Genomic DNA, 19,322 nt, shown 5'->3' on the forward strand with positions numbered 1-19,322 from the left:
CTTCCCTTAAAAATTCGATTGTTGGTGTTTCCCTCGCGGATAGGCGAATAGTCGCGCGAGCCCATTTGTTAGCCTGATGGGGTGTACGCCAAGGCGCTGTTGCATCGCGGTGATATCAATATCTTTATCTTCTAACAGGCGTCGTATTTCTTCTGGGGTGACAGTGGGTACGCCGGGGAGAATTCTGCTGAGACGGCTGAGGATCATGAGAAACTTTACCGGAAATGTAATAATAAGGCGCGGGGCAGATCCGCTATAGCGTAAAATCAGAGTGATAAATTGGCGATAGCTCACGCGCTCTGCCCCAGCGATATTCAGACTCTCTGCATGTTGAATATCATGGCACGCCATAAGGGTGAGTGCCGCGCAAAGACACCGAGTGACATCACTTTGTTCAATAGGTTGAACCCAGGAGCGTCCTCTTTTGGGAAGGGGGATAACGGGGAGATAGCGTAATAATTGTGCCAGGCGTTGTACATTATTCTCTCCTTCGGTCCCATAGATCATGGTTGGATGTAGAATAAGAGAAGGGCGAGGGTCTGCTTGAAGTGCTGTTTCTCCTGCAAGGACACCACGGGCGTGATCATCTGGCCATTGCGTGAACTTACGCGTGCTGCCGAGGGCGATCATGGGTGCTTTTGTCGATGCTAAAAGCGTGGGAAGGAAACGCGCATGGGCCGTGTTGACAAGGCAGGCAACGTCATGAAATGCCGCAGGAAGTGTATGAGGTTGCGTTAAGTCGATTTGGCGAATGTCAATAAATGGCAAATCCCGTGGGGAAAGGCGCGCACGTAGCTTACGTGGTTGACGGGTGAATGCGATAATGGGCGTCTTAGAATCAAGTAATTTTCGGCAAAGTGCAAAGCCTGTACGGCCTGTTGCTCCAATAATTCCGACAGGGGTGGGGTAAAAAGGTTTCATTGCACATGCGCAGCCGTCATATGAGCCGAATCGAGTAAAACATCTACGGGTTCTGAGAAGGGAAGATTTAATATGTCATACAATGAGAGATCTCCGAATGTAATGCTGAAGGTGCGATTCTGCGGTTTGAGAAGATAATCGCTTAAAGGGGTTAGAAGAGGATGCGTTTCTGTGATGGTGCCTAAATCTTGTACAGCTTTTTCACGACTCATAGCGAGGTTGTCTTTCAATAGGTTTGGGTGCGTAAAGAAAAACAAACAGTCTAAAAGGTGATCTCCCTTTATGGAGAGGGTTGAATCATCAAAGATAATTTTTTGAAGTAGATGATTGTCAGACGGCTCATGGATAAGAGCCGGCAGAGACATTGGCATGCGATAATGGCTGTTGAATGACAGGAGGCCTGTCTTCGGAACAATGAAGCGTAAGGTAAGGACACTCTCCCAGTTATCATATTCTTCTTGGTTTGTTTGAGAAAAACGGATGACGCTTTGTTGGCCTGAAAAAGGCAAGGGGAAAAGGTGATGGTTTGTGAGGCGGGCATGCAGTCCCTGAAATTCCCCTTCAGTGCGTAGCACCTCGTTTTCATGACGGCGTGTCATAACGAAATGATCTATTTGAAAATGGCTTGTATCCGTGGCGTTGCTCAATTTGAGAGAAAGACCGTTGAAGCCAAGGGTGCCGGGAGACGTCCATATCGTTTGAAAAGGGTTATTATGGAATTGCTCCGATAGAGAGGCGTCACTACGGAAAGGGTGCTGCAACCAGTGCATTGTCCCCTGATGAGCATTAAATTCATCAAGGGTAATGCTCACTGGGAGGCGAGGGGTCTCTGAAAGATTTAATGCAGGGAAAAGGAAAGATAATTTCCCTGAAAAAAGCGAGGCCACGAGCGGAGAAGCGATATCAAGTTTTGCTGTGAAATGTTGGATATTGGCGTAGGTTTGAGAGCCGAGACCATAACCTTCGAAGGTGAAAGTTCCGATATGGAGATGGGACAAAGAAAGGTTAGGGTTCAGGATGGTGGGATGAGAGATAAAGAATGTTTCAAGCCCTTCAACATGCATACGTCCGAAACGGATGGCCGACATATCGTCGAGATTGAAAGTCATAAAAGCGGTAGGAACATTATGGTCATCCGTCGCATGACTATTGGGGTGGGCGTTTACAGCGTAAGGAACAAGCAAATGTCGGAGAACACCCTTAGAAAATGTAAATTTTAAAGTGGGATTCTCATAGGTTGCTTTTGTGATGAGTACACTTGCTAAACTGATATGACCATCAGACAGGATCTGAGGGTGTCCTAAGCGAATATGATGAGCGTGAAACGTAATATCATGATAGCGGAAGGTCACATTGCGTAGAGAAAGTCCGCGAACCAGAAGTGCAGGGGAAGCATCTTGGTAAGTAAATTGGCTTCCCACTGGGAGATTTTCTTGAAAACGCGCTAAAGCTTGATTGAGTCTATGATTGGCCTCGCGGTAGATGCCAACGCCAGTAATAAAAAATATTAAGGCCGTCAGACAAAGAGTTAGCCAAGGTCTTTTCACAAGTTTCGTCTCTAGAAGTGGCGATTATAGTACGGGGGACAGTCTTCTAGCTAAGCTATCACAGCCTTGTTAGAAAGGTAATAAGCCTCAGCCTATGTTACCGATTTAAGAATGATTGGGAGGAGCGGAAAACAATGTGGTATTAGAATACCACATTCGTATAAATGCTGATTTTCAGCCATAAATTCTTGGTAGAGAGTCTTAAAAAACACTTGACCTGACAGCGTTATATCGCGATAACTCCGCCATCTTATGTCTCCTCTAGGATGTGTCTCTATGAAAATAGGGACAGGGAAAAGGGAGGCTTTCCCGGTGGACGATGTTCGTTCCACCTCAAGTTGGAAATGTCATTGATGAAGACCACACTTTCGCTGAAACCTGCGGAGGTGACGAGAAATTGGGTCCTGATCGACGCCGAAGGGCTAGTCTTGGGCCGTCTCGCCACCATCATCGCTAACCGTCTGCGCGGTAAGCATAAACCTCAATATACTCCACATGTTGATTGTGGCGATGCCATCGTCGTGATCAATGCGGAGAAGGTTGTGCTGACTGGTAATAAAGTTGGGCAGAAGCTGTTCCATTATCACACAGGTCATCCTGGTGGGATTAAGGAGCGCAGCATTCGCCAACGTCTGGAAGGTAAAAATCCAGGCCATGTGGTGGAGAAGGCTGTTGAGCGCATGATCTCACGCGGTCCTTTGCAGCGCGCTCAGATGAAGCACTTGTACGTTTATGCCGGAACAGAGCATCCTCATGAAGGTCAAAAGCCTGAGAAATTGGATGTTGCTTCCATGAACCGCAAGAATACCCTGAACCGTCAGTCGTAAGGCCAGGACATGTCAGAGACTCAAGAGCGCCCAGCCGAGCGCACCGGCACGCTGCAGGATCTTGCTAGCGCTGCTCCCGTTACCACCAATGCTGCACCGGTTTATGAAGCCAAACGTGACGAGCATGGTCGTTCCTACGCAACAGGCCGTCGTAAAGACGCTATTGCACGTGTATGGGTTAAGCCAGGTAAAGGCGACATTGTTGTCAATGGTCGCCCGGTAACAACCTATTTTGCACGTCCCGTGCTGCGTATGTTGATTACACAGCCATTCCTACTCACCGATCGTTACAATCAGTTTGATGTGTACTGCACGGTGACAGGTGGTGGGCTTTCCGGCCAGGCTGGTGCCGTACGTCATGGTATTTCCCGTGCTCTTTCACATTATGAGCCTGAGTTGCGCCGTATCCTGAAGGTTGCTGGCTTCCTCACGCGTGATAGTCGTGTTGTTGAACGTAAGAAATACGGTAAAGCTAAAGCACGTCGTTCCTTCCAGTTCTCTAAGCGTTAATTTTTCAAACGCGATTGAACTTAAAGGTCGAGAGAACCCCTGCTCACTTTATGTGGCAGGGGTTTTTCTATGTGCGGAAATATGCCAGAGTGTACCGCAATTTTACCTGTCCATGTGACAGCATATCTTCAGGACCCTGGCATGATGGCTGATTTTTGTATCGAAAAAACCTCTACTCCTACGTCACCAGAACGGCGCGCAGAACTCCTTAAAGACCCGAAATTCGGTCGGGTTTTTACAGATCATATGGTGGTGATTCGTTACAAAGAAGGCCAGGGATGGCATGATGCAAAGGTGACGCCACGTCGTCCTTTGGAAATTGATCCTGCATCGACTGTTTTACATTATGGGCAGGAAATTTTTGAAGGTATGAAAGCCTATCGTGGGAGCGATGGGGAAATACGGCTTTTTCGTCCAGAAGCGAATGCGGAACGCTTTGCGACTTCTGCACGCCGTCTGGCTATGGCAGAGTTACCAGAGGATCTTTTCCTAGGGGCTATTGAGGCTCTTTTGAAAGTTGATCATGATTGGATTCCAACCAATCGCGATCAAAGCCTTTATCTGCGTCCGCTTATGATTTCGAATGAAGTCTTTCTCGGTGTAAAGCGGGCTGATGAGTATTTGTTTGTTCTTCTTGCCAGTCCAGTAGGCGCCTATTTTAGTGCAGGCTGTGTGCCTGTTTGGGTTTCTGAAAATTATACACGCGCAGCTATTGGCGGCACGGGAGAGGCTAAATGCGGCGGGAACTACGCGTCTAGTCTTGTGCCACAGCAAGAAGCGGCATCAAAAGGATGTAGCCAGGTGTTGTTTCTCGATGCGCGCGAGAGACGCTATATTGATGAGATGGGTGGGATGAACGTGATGTTCGTCCGTAAAGATGGTTCGGTTGTGACGCCGCCGTTAAATGGAGCCATTTTACGTGGAATTACGCGTGATAGTCTTCTGAAGCTTGGCCGCTCTATGGGCATCACAATGAGCGAAGAGCCTATTGCGATTGATGACGTGTTTGCTGGTGCCGCGTCGGGTGAGTTCGTGGAGGCTTTTGCCTGTGGTACAGCAGCTGTCGTTTCACCTATAGGTATTTTACGTCGTGAATCGGGTGAGGTTCGTTTTGGAGATGGTGAGAATGCCGGGCCTGTTGCTCTCCGTTTGAAGGAAGCTTTGACGTCTTTGCAGCGTGGTGAGGCCGAAGATTCGTTTGGCTGGGTTCGTCGCGTTTCATTGTAAGTTTATAGACCCCTAACGCTGTAAGACCCGTAATCAGCGTTAGGGGAGGGTTTATTTCTTTAGATCGGAGCGAATGGGTCGTTTACGCGTCGTTCCAGAGCTTTTTCAGTCCCTGATAGCTTCGTTTAATGACATCTGCTGGGTCTTCAAGATAGAGACTGTCTTCTACATCTGAAGAAAATATTTCGACGGCACAGGCGCCTCGAAATCCAGCGTCCCACGTTGCTTGTAGAAGAGAACGGAGAGGGATGTCGCCATCTCCTGGGATGAGGCGATCCCCCGCAGAGCGTGGGGTCCTCCAATCGCTAATTTGTACGACGTTGATGCGTGAGCCTGCGGCACGAATGGTTTCAGCCGCTTGAGGTTGTTGCCAAATATTCCAATAATCTAGACAAAGCCCTAGAGCAGGATGTCCCACTGTATCGATGATCTCAAGTGCTTGGTTAATCGTCCAGATTCCTGTCTCACTATTGATCGATGTTGGATTGAGAGGTTCCAGCGAGAGGGTTATGCCCAATTCTTCAGCGAGGGGACAAAGGCTCTTCAAGGCCTTAATGGTTCCATTTAAGCATTCCTGAACATTTCCCTGTGGAGGGGCCCCCGTGTTTACCACAAAGGGGGCGCCTTGGGTGTAAGGGGCAAGGGTACGCATTGTATGCTCTAGCCGGCGAAGTCGTTGGGCCGGGTCTTGTGGCTCAGACACCATTTGACTGCCATAAAAGGTGCGTACGAGTGGTTGGACAGAGCTGACTTTAAGACCACTTTCACGAACAAGACGCATTTGCTCATCAAGTCGGTTGAGGTCCATTTTTGCTTCACAGAGCTCGATCGTTTGTACGCTCAAAGAAGGGAAACGGCGGATATCTTCTTCAAAACTCCATGGTTGGGTTGTGAATTGATTCATACCGAGAGGGAAAGGGAATGTGCTCATAGGGATTATTTCCGAAGGAAGTCGAGAACGATTTGATTGAATTTTTCTGTTTCATCCATGAACAGCATATGTGAGCTGTTATGGAAGATGACGGAGTCGCAGTGCGGCATATGGTCTGCCACCCATTGAGGTCCAGCTGCGGGAAGCACCTTATCTTTTTCTGCAATGAGCATGAGTGATGGGAGTTTTATTTGTGGGAGAACATCACGCCAATCTTGCGTGGTGTGGTCTGCCATCATGGCCGAGCATGCATAAGAAGGGCATTTTTCCATCTCATTTAACAACATAGACTTTTCGTCGTCTGGAAGAGAGGTATTGAGACAATCTAAAAGATTTTGTTCATCAAAGGCTGAGCGATTAAAAGCAAGTTGTTGCTGTAAGAAGGTCAATCCGGCCTGGTCATAACAGGTCGCGTGACCGAGTTTCCAATCTGGTGAAAAATATTGTTTGGGTGTTTGTTGAACGTAGATTGCGCTGCGAAGGCGATGGTCTCCAAAGAGCTCAAGATAAGACCAAATAATGGGAGAACCAATTGACCATCCCAAAATAGTGGCGTCTGTGAGGTCAAGCGTGTTGAGAATATCGCGGAGATCAGCGGCTAGTCGCGCAATACGATAACCATGTGTTGGTTTGTCAGAATTCCCATGGCCACGAAGATCAACTGTTATAACGCGGTGATGACGTGATAACGCTTCAATATTGCGGTGGAAAAAACGGCTGGAGAACGTCCATCCATGCAGCATGACTAATGGGCGCCCTTGCCCGTATTCCTCATAATGAATCTGGATATGATCGCTTGTCGTCACTTTTGGCATATCAAAGCCTCCCGCTATATAGGGCAGATCAGAGTGTGAATTTTGCTTGCATGCTCAGGGCATATTCGAACAATTAAACAGAAATAAGGCCGCAATACGTCATAATCTATAGGTGGATACCACAAGTATAGAGCATGAGCTTTCTCTGAGTGTCATTGTTCATTATCTCGTACAAGCAGGTAAATTACTCTATCGGGTGCAGCGTCATGGGGGAAGGGTTGTGGTTCTATTGCAGGTTGAGGAAGCAGAGAAGAAAGCGTTGTCCTATGCAGGAGATTTTGGGATAGAGCGTGTTTCGTTAGAGCAGGCTATTGGTCGCGTTTTACGCGAAGATATCAAAGCGGAGCGTGATCAGCCACCTTATAATCGAGTGATGATGGATGGGATTGCGTTGCGTTATGAAAGCGCTTTTCCCTTGGAATGTGTTGGTCTACAGCCTGCTGGACAGCCTCCTATGGTGTTGGAAGAAGGACGGGTTTGTGTTGAGGTCACGACTGGATCAGTCTTGCCTGAAGGAGCTGATTGTGTCGTGCCGATTGAGCATATTCATCTGGAAGCGGGAATGGCGTCCTGGAAAGGGGATGTATTGCCACAGAGGGGGCAGTTTATTCATCTTCGCGGTGCGGATAGGAGAAAAGGCGATGTGCTTTTATCGTCAGGTCAGCATTTAACGGGGCCTGCACTGGCGGTCTTAGCGGCGAATGGCATGACACATGTTCACGTAAGCCGTCTTCCAGCAGTGGCTATTCTTGTTACGGGAGATGAGCTTGTCGAAGTAGAAGCATCGGTGCAGCCATGGCAGATCAGGCGTTCGAATGATTATGCTATTATGGGAATGTTACGGCAGCATGGTATCCAAGAAATTGCGCGTTTTTTTGTTCATGATGATGCAGAAGGCACGCTGCGGATTTTACACAATATACTAGACATGCATGACGTAGTCGTTATTAGCGGTGGGGTCTCTATGGGGCCTTTTGATTTTGTGCCTCGTGCCTTAGAAAAAGCAGGCGTACAACAAATTTTTCATAAAATTGCACAACGCCCAGGTGGTCCGCTTTGGTTCGGGCAAGGACAGGAAGGACAACGTGTTTTTGGCCTTCCAGGGAATCCTGTCTCTGCGATGGTCTGTATGGCACGGTACGTCTTACCGCTTCTCACAAGGGCTTCGGGGGGTCGTGAGTGTGATGCTGTGATGTTACGTCTTACAGGTCCTGTCTCGCGTTTGGCACAGCGGACTCGTTTTGTCCCTGTGCAGCGGCGGGGAAGAGATGAGGCTGTGCCATGTCCTGTGCCGACTTCTGGTGACTTTATGACTCTGGCCCATATGGATGGGATTGTGGAATTATCTCCAGGTGATGTTGATGCGGATATCGGTGAAATGGTTCGGTTCTATGGTTGGTCATAGGACGCAGGATTATTGGGGGCGGCCGTTACAAGATCTTCGCATTTCCGTAATGGATCGCTGTTCGTTTCGTTGTCCTTATTGCATGCCGGAATCGCTTTACCCAGAAGAGTTTCGGTTTCTTTCTGGGCAGGAACGGTTGAGTTTTGATGAGATTGTCCAGATTGCGCGTGTGGCTGTGCAGTTAGGGGTGCGTAAGCTGCGCCTCACAGGGGGAGAACCCTTATTGAGGGCAGATCTGCCGGAATTGATCACACGTTTAGCCTCCCTAGAGGGGGTTGAGGATCTGGCTTTAACTACGAATGGTGTGCTTTTACCTCGTCAAGCATTGGCCTTACGTCAAGCAGGGTTGCATCGAGTAACGGTCAGTTTGGATGCGTTAGACCCGACAACGTTTGAACAGATGAGTGGTGGGCGTGGGAGGGTTGAACAGGTTTTAGAGGGGATTGAAGCTGCACGACGTGTTAACTTCCCAAAAGGGATAAAGATTAATACCGTTGTCCAGCGTGGTGTTAATGAGAAGGACGTTCGTCCGCTTGCTCTTTATGGGCGCCAGCGCGGTATTGTCGTTCGTTTTATTGAGTATATGGATGTTGGTACCCGTAATGGCTGGCAGATATCCGATGTTGTGCGTGCAGAGGATATTCTCGCTCTCTTATCGGAAGATGGAGAGTTGGAACGATTGCCTTCATATGAGCAGCATGACGTGGCGCAGCGGTATCGTTATCGCCATGACGGGAGCGAAATTGGAGTGATTGCTTCTGTAACATCGCCTTTTTGTCGTGGATGTTCGCGAGCGCGTCTTTCTTCAGATGGGAAATTACACACGTGCTTATTTTCAGCTGAAGGGTTTGATTTAAGGTCTCTTTTACGCGGGCAGGATATGTTCTCTTTGGAAGAGGTAATGCGTTCTATTTGGCAGGAAAGACGCGATCGCTACAGTGATAGGCGTTTCCACCAGCACGATAAATTGAGCAGTGGATCGCGTGTTGAAATGAATTATATTGGGGGATGAAATGAATACGCTAAGTCATGTGGATGGGCGTGGTGATAACCCCAAGATGGTGGATGTTGGGCACAAGAAAGTGACAACGCGGGAAGCTTATGCTCAGGCCCGAGTGGTGTTTCCTGCTGTGGTTGCAAAAACTCTGCAACAGGCTGGTTTCATGACTAAAAAAGGCGCTGTGCTCACGGTAGCGCAGATTGCCGGTGTGATGGGGGTAAAAGCGACGCCCCAGCTTATTCCTTTATGTCATTCATTGAACCTGAGCGGATGTGATGTGGAGCTGACTCTCGAGGGGAATGATGTGGTGATCCATTGTCGTGTCTCATGTGAGGGACGAACGGGCGTGGAGATGGAAGCGTTGACGGGAGCGAGTGTTGCCGCTTTGACGGTATATGACATGTGTAAAGCCCTCAGCCATGATTTGGTTATTCAAGATGTACGGTTGATCAGCAAGTCTGGCGGGAAACGGGATTTTCAGCGGGACCTCACATGACAAAAATACTTTATGGTCTTGTTCTTGCGGGGGGAATGAGTTCCCGCATGGGGCGAGACAAGGCAACGCTCGTTTATCAAGGGCAAGCACAGTTACAACGAGCGATGGCGTGTCTGGAGCCATATGTCGAGAAAGCGTTTGTTTCCATAAGAGAGAGTCAAAGATCTGAGCCTTCTCGTGCTTCTTACGAGCAAATTATTGATGAAGAAGGGATAAAAGGGCCGGCGGCAGGGTTACTTGCTGCGTATAAAGCTTTCCCTCATGCTAATTGGCTTGTTCTGGCGTGTGATCTGCCTTTGCTGAGAGACAAGACGCTGCGAGATTTATGTCATCAGTGGCATGATTCTTTTGAGCCGAGTAGGGCGCCGATAGCATATCGGAGTACTTACAATGGGTTGCCGGAGCCGCTATGCGCCATATGGACACCGCCATTGTTGGAAGCTTTGAAAAGCTATGTGACAGAGGGTGTTTTTTGTCCCCGTAAAGCACTGATTCGTTATGGTGTGTCGACGTTATCTCCGTCCGAGCAGGAGTGGTTGGAGAATGTAAATACACCATCTGAGCGTGAGGCGGTGTTAAAGCATTTAGGGGATGCCAGCATATGAAAATATATTTGGAATATTTTGCTCAGTTGCGTGATTTGGCGGCTCGTTCTCATGAGGAAAGGGAAACGACTGTGACGACGCCTGCGGCTTTGTATGAAGATATAAAGAAAGAATATTGCTTTCCTTTCCATCGAAAGCAGCTTCGTGTCGCGGTGAATGATGCTTTTGTTCCTTGGGATTATCCCTTGAAGGCAGGTGAGCGCGTTGTGTTTATTCCGCCTGTAACTGGGGGATAATTCATATGTCGCTCTTTTTCAAAATTGCGCATGAGCCAATTGATCGGCAAGCTTTGCAGGCTCCCCTTCACTTATCGGAAGCAGGTGGGTTTTGCTCTTTTGAAGGGTGGGTGCGCAACCATAACGAAGGTCGTGCCGTGAACGGCTTAGATTATGAGGTATATGAAGCGCTTGCCACGGCTGAAGGAAGGAGAATTCTTCAGGAGGCGCAGAAGAAATTTTCCCTTTCTGCGGCATCTGCCGTGCATCGATCAGGGGCTCTCTGTATAGGGGATATAGCCGTATGGATTGGTGTAGCGGCGCCGCATCGTGATGCGGCTTTTAAGGCATGTCGGTACATTATTGATGAAATAAAAAAACGCTTACCGGTATGGAAAAAAGAGCATTATCTGGATGGCGATGCTCAATGGGTGATGTGTCATCATCATGAGGATGTGGCGGATAGGTGATCAATCTCATGTTCTGTGCGAAATTCGGCCAATTTTTGGGCGATGTCTTGGCGTAGTTCGTCATCGTGCGGGGCGTTAGGTCGACTTAATTCGCGTTCCATAGCGAGGAGAATATCTGGCGTGGCGTTCTGAACGGATTTGCGCCAGAATTCCAGGGCTTCTTCAGGGCGGTTCATAGATAGAAGAAGAGCGGCATAATTATGCTGTCCGCGATAGTCGCCTCCTTCAGCAGAGCGTCGATACCAGTCGAAAGCTGCTTGCGGGTTAGGCGGTGTTTCCCATCCTTCTTCAATGAAACGCGCGAGAAGGTTCATTGATTTGGGATGGCCTTTAAGGGCAGCACGGCGGAATAGGATGAAGGCTTGCTTCATGTTTTTTTCAACACCGAGCCCACGCATATAGAGGATTCCTAAATTATAGGTACCCCATAGATCTCCCAATTGTGCAGCTCGGTTATAGTGCTGTGCGGCTGTTGGGAGGTTGCGTGGGCAGCCCCAGCCAAATTGCGCACAACGTCCCAGCATATTATGAGCAGGCCCATAATGAGCTTTTGCTGCAATGGTAAACCACTCATAAGCACGCATATGATCAGAAGGTAGATATTGGCTATTGAGAAGAGCTTTCCCCCAGAGGACTTGTTCGAGAACATGGCCTTGTGAAGCTTTTTGATAAATTTCTTGAAGATCGTCGGGCAGGGGAGGCGGTGAAGGTTTTCTACTTTGGCGGAAACGTTGGAGAAACCGTGTGAATACCATCAGATCATGCCCCTCCAGTGGAATGTGTCGCGATACAGAAAGAGCTTATAAAAATAACTGATGATGATAAAGGTACCCCAGTGCGCGAAGGGTTGGAACCTCATCTTGGTATATGGCGTTTTATAATTATTTATAGACGGATAACTAAAATAGGTACTTCTGGTGCGCACTGCGGGACTTGAACCCGCACGTCCTTACGGACCCGAGATTTTAAGTCTCGTGCGTCTACCATTCCGCCAAGCGCGCACTTAACTCAGAAGCGGGTTTTCCTATATCATACGTAAAAGCGTAATACCATAATGGTGCAACCATTTTTCTGCATTTAATCGTCCCTTACGTCCTTCAGGATACCATTTATCAACGCAGGCCCAGAAGTTTGCACTGTGGTTAAAGTGGAGCAAATGGGATAATTCATGGACGATGACGTAGTGACAGACGCTGGGTGGAGCGAGAATTAAGCGCCAGCTCAGCATGACGTGGCCTTGTCGTGTGCAGCTTCCCCAACGGCTTTTTACGTCACGTAGTGTGAGGCGAGTGGGGGTTATTCCCATATGTTTAGCGTGATGTTCAACAAAGGTGGGAATACGCTCTGCGGCAAGGTGACGTAAGAATATTTTCAGGCGTTTTTCACAATTATCTGAGGATGTCTTTGTAATATGAAGCCCTTCTCCATCGAGCCAGATGCGTCTTGACGAGGGCTGCTCTTCTATATGAATGGGGTAAGAGCGCCCTTCTATGGGAATACTCCCTTGTTTAAGAGCGGAAGGTGGGAGCTCGTTAAAGGCTTCGTGAATCCATTGAGATTGTGTTTGAACAAAGGCGATGGCTTGTTGGTGAGTTATGTGAGGTGGAATGGTGACGATGAGAGCATTTTGTTGAATATCAACACGTAAAATGACGCGCCGGGCACGGGTAGATTTTTTCCAAATGATAGGCGGCGCGAACATCAAAACCTATTTAGAATTATTCTTTAAGGAGTTTGTGCATGGTGGTGCATGATCCGGCCATTCTCCGGGCCAATCGGCTTGATGGTCTTCAATCATGCCAGCGTAGCGTTCATTAAGACAGCGACCGCGCGCGGATGCCCCTGAGGTGTGTACGGTGTCTTGAGAGCCGCTTACGAGGGGATGCCAGTCGGGAAGGTCAAACCCATCACGCAATAGGCGATAAGCGCAACTAGGGGGAAGCCAGTCAATATCGCGAAGAAGGGCTGGCGTTAAGGAAATACAATCAGGGATACGACGTTGGCGACGGTGATAGTCAGTGCAAAGACATGTTTGAGTGTCAAGGAGTCGACATGAAATGTCTGTCCAAATGATCTCATCAGTTTCTTCATCACGAAGTTTATGCAGGCAGCAACGACCACATCCATCACAAAGGGATTCCCATTGTGATTGGGTCATGTCTGCTAATGGGGTCGTTTTCCAGAAAGGAGGTGTGGAAGTCATAATAACGTAATGTTGAGATCTTTAATGTTGTTTCAACCAAGCTGAGAAGCGTGCTTCTAACACAGGTGCATGTGTGGACCAGAAATTATTATTAATAACGAGGGAATTGTTGGGAAGAGGTTCAGGTAGGTCTGGAAAATGAGGGAAGTTCTTATCGAGTTGGGTAAGGGTTGTGCGGAGACTGGCGTGGTTGGGATTATTGGGGACGCTCCAATAATATTCCGTGTAGAGCGATAAATGTGCAGAAAGCTCTGTGACATAAGAATCTCTACGGAGGACGGAAGCTGCTAAAGTATCATGGGGGATAACGCCCATGAGAAAGCCCCTGTGTTGAAGGAGACGGTGCGCTTCATTTGGGGTACGCCACCACAGAATATAGGGGCGAAGTTGATCAAGGCGGTGGAAAGCATGCTCTATCCCCTGTGGGGTGGAGAGGACATCGTAAACATGTCGTGGTGGAATGCCATCAGCAAGGAGTGCAACTTCCAAGGTAATACGTGCTGTTTGGGGGAGGGCGCGTTGTCCTGGTAGTTGGACGACATTCCACAGATCTTCCCAATGCGGAGGAGTGCTCAGGCGTGAACGGTCCCAGGTGAGAATTGTTTCCGAAAAACCAGCTGGTTGGCCGCAGCCTGTATTGTTTTGAATAGGATATAATACGCCTTGTGCACAACCAATGGTCAGCTGGGTACTATCAAGCATGGCGGCTTGCCAGCGTCTCGGGTGTTTATTGATCACCTCTAGAAAATTATTATTTGTTCCATCCCATTCTCGGAGGCGAATTTTATGATTTTTGAAGGTGGGAGGTATAATGAGAGTGTGGCCATGGAGGCTGTTCTGAGGCAGCGCCCAGGTGGATAGATGAGAACGTGGAGATGCCACGCTATCGTGCGAGAAGGTGCTTGTGATGGCTAAGAGGATGGCGCACAAGAAGGCGATAATTGTCTCTTTTTTGATGAGAGTGATGAAGGCCCCCAGAGGCGGGCATTGTATCATTTGATGGGATGTATTCACGCGAAAGGCACTTGGAGTTCAGAATATTGTTGGGAGGGCTACGGATCAGTTCCGTAGTGAATACACAAGATAACCGGGCATAGAAATGATAAAAGCTTAAAAACTGTTAGAAGAAAAATAAATAAAATCTTTATATCATGATCACAATCATGCTGTTTTCTGTCAATTCCTGAGTATGACCCGTATCAGGTCATTGTTTAACGGTTTGATAGTAAAGCACACAGTTATGAGACTATCTGTTCATCCTATATATGAAATATAGAGTAATCTTTTAAGAAAAGCTTTTATCCAGATATGATTTTTAGTATAGTGGCGAAAATATTTTTTTGAGGGGTTGTAAAGCACACCATGAGTAGTCCTGTTGAAGTGGGTCAAGAGGTTCTGTCTGCTCAAGGGCAGATTATTGCACATTGTGTGAAGCGTCATGGTATCCGTGTGGCTTTTGCAGTCATAGCGCTCGTGTTTCTCTTATTTGCTGCCATATCGTTTCATGGTGTGCTGTGGGCGCTTTTTTTTGCATTCTGCCACTTTGGGATATTCTATTCAGCATTGTGTGTTTTAGGGGTCGATCTTCTTTTTGTCGTTTTGTTTATTATCCTGGCGGCTATTTCACGCCGTCCTGGCTTGGCTGAGGAAAGGGCGCGTATCGCACGCGATAATAAGCTGCATGAATTGAAACAGTCTATCGCCTTGTCCGCCCTTCTTAATGTGGTGACAGGCCCAATGGGTCGGTCTGCCGGTGGGTTCTTCTTTAAAAAGGCGCGGTCTGCTTTTTCTCGTAAAAAATGATCTGGAGTTTGCTGATTCTACGGCGAGATGAGGGAATTCTCGCCGTGAATGTGACGCTCACGAAAAGGTGATCTGCAGCGGAATGGGGAGATGAGGAAACACTTCATCGCCCCATTTTTGCTATAAAAAGCGCGAAAATTAACTCTCGAGGAATATAAGAATTTATTCATTCTGCGGCAGCGTGTCACATAAGGAGACTAGGCAAGGAGCAGATAATATCTTAATTCCTTCGGGTGAGATGGTTTGTTGTCAGATCATCGACTGATTATATGTGAAGATTGGGATAGGGACGTGGCGAGAGCGCGATATGTATCACTGACCCGTTGTTATGATGGGTATGGGGAGTGGTATGATGCTCACTGAAGTAGATCTCTTTGGTATCTTCGTTTCCCCTATCGCTGTTTATGCCGTTGTCGCCGTATTTGTTACCCTAATATTCCGTTTTCTTTTGTGGAAACTTGGGGCTCTGAGCTGGTTTTGGCATATTGCCCTCTTTGAGATTGCTTTGTATGTCTGCGTGCTTTGCCTCTTGGTGCTTTATGTCTGAGGGGGGAGTATAATGGTTTGGTTGCGTCGTTTGTTGCGCCCTCTTTTGACCCTGATCGTTGTTTGTTTAGCGGTTGGGTTGGGCTACGTTGTTTGGGACATTTATGTCCTTGATCCTTGGACACGTGATGGACGTGTTCGCGTGTATGTTGTTGATGCCGCTCCTGAGGTTTCAGGAACAGTCGTGTCTGTTCCCGTTGTAGACAACCAATTTGTCCATAAGGGTGATCCTCTTTTCGTTATTGATCCGTTACGGTTTCATCTAAAAATTGATGAAGCGAGGGCGCGGTTATTGGGTGTTACAGAGGATTATAAACTTAGTATCTCCAATGCACGTCGTCGTAAGGGACTGAGCGGCGTTGTCTCTCGCGAAGAGCAAGAAGACTTTGATTCTGAAGTTGAGACGAGACATGCGAAGGTTGAAGAAGCTCAATCGGATTTAGATACGGCTCTTCTCAACCTCCAACGTTCAACGGTTTATGCGGCGGTTGATGGTTATGTGACCAACCTTAATCTTCGTGTTGGGGATTATGCGCAGGCGGGTCAACCACGGATGGCAGTGATTGACGCGCATAGCTACTGGGTTAATGCTTATTTTGAAGAAACCAAAATGCACGGGGTACGTGTTGGGGATCCGGCGCGTATCAAGCTGATGGGATATCGCCATGTTCTCAGAGGGCATGTCGTTAGCATTGGACGGGGTATTAATGACGAAAATGGTGTGTCTGACCGGTTAGGTCTTCCAGACGTCAATCCCATTTTCACATGGGTACGTTTGGCACAGCGTATCCCGGTGCGTATTGAGTTTGATGATGTCCCTCCGGAAGTGACTTTGTCAGCTGGTATGACCGCCACGGTGGCCGCTGGTTTAGAGAAAAAGGGTGGGCGTGGTCTGTTAACGACGTGGCTCCAGGATCATTTGTGATATGAGGCGCGCGTTTCTTTTGACCATCTCTGGTTGTTTATTCTTAACATCCTGCATGGTTGGTCCTGATTATAAGCCTGATCATTTTCCGGTGCCGGACCATTTTACAAGTCAACCACATCCGGCAACGAAAGAAGAAATTGCGGCTACTGAAGCGTCGTTAAAAGAGTGGTGGGCTAAGTTCCAAGATCCCGTTTTAAATTCATTGGTAGAACGGGCTATTAAAGGAAATTACGACCTCCAGGTCGCTTCACAACATATTTTGAGTGAACAGGCCTTAAGGCGCTTAGCCCAATCTGATTGGTATCCACAGTTGGATGCTAATGCCGGAGGGGGCGATAGTCGTTATTCAATTAATGTTGATAACTGGCCGATCCGTCCTGGTAACCCAGTGAACCATCCAGATGCTTCTGTTCTAACCTATGGAGCACGGGCGAATTGGGAGCTTGATGTGTTCGGGCGAATTGCCCGGCAAGTACAAGAGCGTAAACGAATCGTTGATGAATCAATTGAAGCACGCCGGGGCGTCTTAGTTACGTTATTAAGTCAGCTTGTCGGTGATTATATTATTCTTCGGACTGTGCAGGAACGCTTGAACGTTACTGAGGATGCGATTCGCACGGCGCATGCAAGTACTCAATTGGTTGAAAGACTTTATACCAATGGTGTGGGCAATACATTAGCTATTGCTCAAGCAAGAGCTGAGGAACATGCTGAGAAAGCGCAACTGCCGCCTTTGCATGCACAACAAGAACGTATGATTCATGCCATTGCGATGCTGATGGGTGAAATGCCAGGGACGATAGAGCCAGAACTAGAAAAAAGGCATCCTTTGCCAAAGGTGCCAACTTTCCCAGCAACGATTCCTTCGATGGTTTTGGCTAATAGGCCTGATATCCGTGAAGCAGAGCGGCATTATGCAGCAAGTATGGCGCGTATTGGTGTCGCAGTGGCTCAGCTTTATCCGAATTTTAGCATTCCATTAACATTTAATCCGAATGCTTCTGCCTTGTATCAGGCGTTCCAGGTTGGCGGTATGAGCTGGAACTTTATGATGATGATGTCTCTTCCAGTGCTACATGGTGGGAAATATGGTGCGCAGATTGCAGAAGCGCGTTCCCAAGCAGAAGCCAGCCGGTTGCAGTACCGTCAGACAGTACTGAATGCTTTCCGTGAAGTAGAAGATGGTCTTGATGATTGGCATCAAGACAATGAGACGGTTAGCCAGCAATGGGCAGCAGCCAAAGAAGCAGGCTTAGCGCGTGAGCGAGCGCAGAAGCTCTTTACTGCGGGTTTGACAGGGTATTTGAATGTTTTGAACTCACAACAAACAGCCCTGAAAGTGCGAGACGATGCTGTTCGTGCAAGTGGACAAAGGCTGAACGATGCCGTTACACTCTATGTTGCCATGGGGGCTGGCTGGCAGGGGCGTGAGTTGACCGATACACGGTTGCCAATCGAGAAAAAAGGACAAAGCATGCTCATGAGGGCGTTTACGCGTTAGTGATCAGGCCATTCCTTTATAGTGTCTCTGTTTGAGAAGTGATTGAAGTTCTTAAATACTATCAGAGAGTATATTGACGTCATCTATAACGTGTCCCACATCATGATGTATAGGAGAAGCGTAAGATGGAAGTGGAGCCACATTCTGCGAGGGAATTCTTAGAACCTAAAGTTGAGGAACTGTTTAAGCAGGCGGTTGCGGCGGGCTTCCCGCGAGATGAGGTTCTGGCCGTGCTGATTGATTTGTTAGATGACAGTAATTTAGGGGGCGTGGAGCAGTAATGAGCGATCCGTATACGACTCTTGGTGTGAGTAAAACAGCTTCTGATCAAGAAATTCGCAGTGCTTATCGTCGTCTTGTAAAACAATATCATCCTGATCGGAATCCTGATGATCCAAAGGCGGAGGAGCGGTTTAAGGCCGTTGGTAAGGCCTATTCCATTATAGGGGATAAAGAGAAGCGCCAACGGTTTGATCGCGGTGAGATTGATGCGGATGGTCAAGAGCGTGCCCCCTTTGGCGCAGGAGGAGCCGGAGGATTCAGCGGCGGCTTTAGTGGGCAAGGAGGCTTCGAAGCTGACGATTTGGGTGATATTTTCTCAAGCATGTTCGGCGGTGGAGGAGGGTTCCGTGCTGGTGGCCAACCCCGAAGAGGTGGAGACCTACAGGGGGAGCTTCGTATCTCTTTTACGGAAGCTTTGTTGGGCACAAAGCGTGACGTTAGCTTAGGGGAAGGGCGTCATGTCAGTGTTAATATTCCGGCAGGGATTGAGGATGGGAAGACCCTGCGTTTGAAGGGGAAAGGCTCTCCTGGCCATCCGGGACGTGATGGCCGTCCGGGCCCGGCAGGAGATGTCCTTCTCAAAATATTTGTGGCGTCAGACCCTTACTATACCCGTGATGGACGTGATGTTCGTGTCACAGTAGATGTGGATTTGCGAACGGCTGTACTGGGTGGAAAGATCCATGTGCGCACGCCGAAGGGGACTGTTGCTGTTATGGTGAAGCCTCATTCTGATAGTGGGACGACATTACGCTTGAAGGGGCGTGGTGTTGCCGCAACGAAGCAGCATGCCGCAGGGGATTTGTACGCGACATTGCGTGTTGTCATCGGAACTCCTGATGAGAAGTTAGAGGAATTCTTGCGTCAGCAGACGGTAGATGAAAATGTGGCTGGTGAGGGATAGCGGTTTATGGCCCAGTCTTCTACACGTTTAGCGGCATGGTGGCGGTGGTTTCGTCGTAGTTATTTGCCAAGTGCCTTCGTTGCAATTGTGTTTGTGTGTGTTTTATCGCTACTCAGTGTGTACGGAATCATGGAGAAACACGGCTTTCATCTCGCTGGAGGCTGGTGAGGTCGTGTTTTATAGGAG

General features: G+C 48.2%; 24 protein-coding genes and 1 tRNA gene. 16 read left to right on the forward strand and 9 right to left on the reverse strand.

The features are described from left to right. Positions 1–6 precede the first annotated feature (6 nt). Positions 7–921 carry an SDR family oxidoreductase gene (locus GS501_RS01670; RefSeq protein ID WP_160830140.1) on the reverse strand — a complete coding sequence of 305 codons (915 nt, stop codon included), beginning with the start codon at positions 919–921 and terminating at the stop codon, positions 7–9. Further along, positions 918–2,468 carry a hypothetical protein gene (locus GS501_RS01675; RefSeq protein ID WP_160830141.1) on the reverse strand — a complete coding sequence of 517 codons (1,551 nt, stop codon included), beginning with the start codon at positions 2,466–2,468 and terminating at the stop codon, positions 918–920. Before GS501_RS01675 ends, GS501_RS01670 begins: the two co-directional genes overlap by 4 nt. A gap of 353 nt (positions 2,469–2,821) precedes the next feature. Here GS501_RS01675 and rplM point away from each other — a divergent pair, with 353 nt between their 5' ends. From rplM to GS501_RS01690, 3 genes are all read left to right on the forward strand, one after another. Further along, positions 2,822–3,295, forward strand: coding sequence for a 50S ribosomal protein L13 (gene rplM / locus GS501_RS01680; protein WP_160830142.1), 474 nt, complete (start codon positions 2,822–2,824; stop codon positions 3,293–3,295). A 9-nt stretch (positions 3,296–3,304) separates the two neighbouring features. Next, positions 3,305–3,805, forward strand: a complete 501-nt coding sequence (gene rpsI / locus GS501_RS01685) for a 30S ribosomal protein S9 (RefSeq protein ID WP_160830143.1) — start codon at positions 3,305–3,307, stop codon at positions 3,803–3,805. Between the two features lie 144 nt (positions 3,806–3,949). Continuing rightward, positions 3,950–5,032 (forward strand): branched-chain amino acid aminotransferase, encoded by a 1,083-nt coding sequence (locus GS501_RS01690; RefSeq protein WP_160830648.1) that lies wholly within the window; start codon positions 3,950–3,952, stop codon positions 5,030–5,032. 82 nt (positions 5,033–5,114) lie between these two features. Here GS501_RS01690 and GS501_RS01695 read toward each other — a convergent pair whose 3' ends face one another. Both GS501_RS01695 and GS501_RS01700 read right to left on the reverse strand, forming a co-directional pair. Continuing rightward, positions 5,115–5,963 (reverse strand): sugar phosphate isomerase/epimerase, encoded by an 849-nt coding sequence (locus GS501_RS01695; protein WP_160830144.1) that lies wholly within the window; start codon positions 5,961–5,963, stop codon positions 5,115–5,117. A 5-nt stretch (positions 5,964–5,968) separates the two neighbouring features. Beyond that, positions 5,969–6,778 (reverse strand): alpha/beta fold hydrolase, encoded by an 810-nt coding sequence (locus GS501_RS01700; protein ID WP_160830145.1) that lies wholly within the window; start codon positions 6,776–6,778, stop codon positions 5,969–5,971. A 112-nt stretch (positions 6,779–6,890) separates the two neighbouring features. Here GS501_RS01700 and GS501_RS01705 point away from each other — a divergent pair, with 112 nt between their 5' ends. The 6 genes from GS501_RS01705 to GS501_RS01730 are packed head-to-tail and all read left to right on the forward strand — an operon-like array spanning position 6,891 to position 10,969. Next, entirely contained in the window at positions 6,891–8,183 is a 1,293-nt protein-coding gene (locus GS501_RS01705; RefSeq protein WP_370517902.1) for a molybdopterin molybdotransferase MoeA, read from the forward strand. Beyond that, positions 8,170–9,195 carry a GTP 3',8-cyclase MoaA gene (gene moaA / locus GS501_RS01710; RefSeq protein WP_160830146.1) on the forward strand — a complete coding sequence of 342 codons (1,026 nt, stop codon included), beginning with the start codon at positions 8,170–8,172 and terminating at the stop codon, positions 9,193–9,195. Before GS501_RS01705 ends, moaA begins: the two co-directional genes overlap by 14 nt. Before the next feature lies 1 nt (position 9,196). Continuing rightward, positions 9,197–9,679, forward strand: a complete 483-nt coding sequence (gene moaC / locus GS501_RS01715) for a cyclic pyranopterin monophosphate synthase MoaC (protein ID WP_160830147.1) — start codon at positions 9,197–9,199, stop codon at positions 9,677–9,679. Continuing rightward, positions 9,676–10,284, forward strand: a complete 609-nt coding sequence (locus GS501_RS01720) for a molybdenum cofactor guanylyltransferase (RefSeq protein WP_160830148.1) — start codon at positions 9,676–9,678, stop codon at positions 10,282–10,284. The genes moaC and GS501_RS01720 overlap by 4 nt, the downstream gene beginning before the upstream one ends. Then, entirely contained in the window at positions 10,281–10,520 is a 240-nt protein-coding gene (locus GS501_RS01725) for a MoaD/ThiS family protein (RefSeq protein ID WP_160830149.1), read from the forward strand. The genes GS501_RS01720 and GS501_RS01725 overlap by 4 nt, the downstream gene beginning before the upstream one ends. 5 nt (positions 10,521–10,525) lie before the next feature. Further along, positions 10,526–10,969: a molybdenum cofactor biosynthesis protein MoaE gene (locus GS501_RS01730; RefSeq protein ID WP_160830150.1), complete on the forward strand. Its 444-nt coding sequence runs from the start codon at positions 10,526–10,528 to the stop codon at positions 10,967–10,969. On the opposite strand, the gene GS501_RS01735 is transcribed toward GS501_RS01730, so the two are convergent. From GS501_RS01735 to GS501_RS01755, 5 genes are all read right to left on the reverse strand, one after another. Beyond that, positions 10,945–11,724 (reverse strand): tetratricopeptide repeat protein, encoded by a 780-nt coding sequence (locus tag GS501_RS01735; protein ID WP_160830151.1) that lies wholly within the window; start codon positions 11,722–11,724, stop codon positions 10,945–10,947. The two genes, GS501_RS01730 and GS501_RS01735, sit on opposite strands and share 25 nt — an antisense overlap. A 160-nt stretch (positions 11,725–11,884) precedes the next feature. After that, positions 11,885–11,970: transfer RNA gene (locus GS501_RS01740), tRNA-Leu, on the reverse strand. A gap of 23 nt (positions 11,971–11,993) precedes the next feature. Next, a complete protein-coding gene (locus GS501_RS01745; protein ID WP_160830152.1) occupies positions 11,994–12,671 on the reverse strand; it encodes a M48 family metallopeptidase in 678 nt (225 codons plus the stop codon). Positions 12,672–12,677: 6 nt separating this feature from the next. Continuing rightward, a complete protein-coding gene (locus GS501_RS01750; RefSeq protein ID WP_160830153.1) occupies positions 12,678–13,172 on the reverse strand; it encodes a YcgN family cysteine cluster protein in 495 nt (164 codons plus the stop codon). Between the two features lie 21 nt (positions 13,173–13,193). Further along, positions 13,194–14,186, reverse strand: coding sequence for an extracellular solute-binding protein (locus tag GS501_RS01755; RefSeq protein WP_160830154.1), 993 nt, complete (start codon positions 14,184–14,186; stop codon positions 13,194–13,196). 348 nt (positions 14,187–14,534) lie between these two features. Here GS501_RS01755 and GS501_RS01760 point away from each other — a divergent pair, with 348 nt between their 5' ends. From GS501_RS01760 to GS501_RS01785, 7 genes are all read left to right on the forward strand, one after another. Next, on the forward strand, positions 14,535–14,975 hold the full coding sequence (locus GS501_RS01760) for a hypothetical protein (RefSeq protein WP_160830155.1): 441 nt from the start codon (positions 14,535–14,537) through the stop codon (positions 14,973–14,975). A gap of 352 nt (positions 14,976–15,327) precedes the next feature. Continuing rightward, the gene (locus tag GS501_RS01765) at positions 15,328–15,522 is read left to right on the forward strand and encodes a DUF1656 domain-containing protein (RefSeq protein ID WP_160830650.1); all 195 of its coding nucleotides are present in this window, start codon (positions 15,328–15,330) and stop codon (positions 15,520–15,522) included. A gap of 12 nt (positions 15,523–15,534) precedes the next feature. Next, on the forward strand, positions 15,535–16,446 hold the full coding sequence (locus GS501_RS01770; protein ID WP_160830156.1) for an HlyD family secretion protein: 912 nt from the start codon (positions 15,535–15,537) through the stop codon (positions 16,444–16,446). Position 16,447: 1 nt separating this feature from the next. Further along, positions 16,448–17,950, forward strand: a complete 1,503-nt coding sequence (locus GS501_RS01775; RefSeq protein ID WP_160830157.1) for an efflux transporter outer membrane subunit — start codon at positions 16,448–16,450, stop codon at positions 17,948–17,950. Positions 17,951–18,075: 125 nt separating this feature from the next. Beyond that, positions 18,076–18,231: a hypothetical protein gene (locus GS501_RS09815; RefSeq protein ID WP_202405263.1), complete on the forward strand. Its 156-nt coding sequence runs from the start codon at positions 18,076–18,078 to the stop codon at positions 18,229–18,231. After that, a complete protein-coding gene (locus GS501_RS01780) occupies positions 18,231–19,136 on the forward strand; it encodes a DnaJ C-terminal domain-containing protein (protein WP_160830158.1) in 906 nt (301 codons plus the stop codon). Before GS501_RS09815 ends, GS501_RS01780 begins: the two co-directional genes overlap by 1 nt. 6 nt (positions 19,137–19,142) lie before the next feature. Then, complete coding sequence (locus tag GS501_RS01785) at positions 19,143–19,304, forward strand: hypothetical protein (RefSeq protein WP_160830159.1); 162 nt, start codon at positions 19,143–19,145, stop codon at positions 19,302–19,304. Positions 19,305–19,322 lie beyond the last annotated feature (18 nt).

It is taken from the genome of Saccharibacter sp. 17.LH.SD (assembly GCF_009834805.1).
Lineage (GTDB): Bacteria > Pseudomonadota > Alphaproteobacteria > Acetobacterales > Acetobacteraceae > Saccharibacter.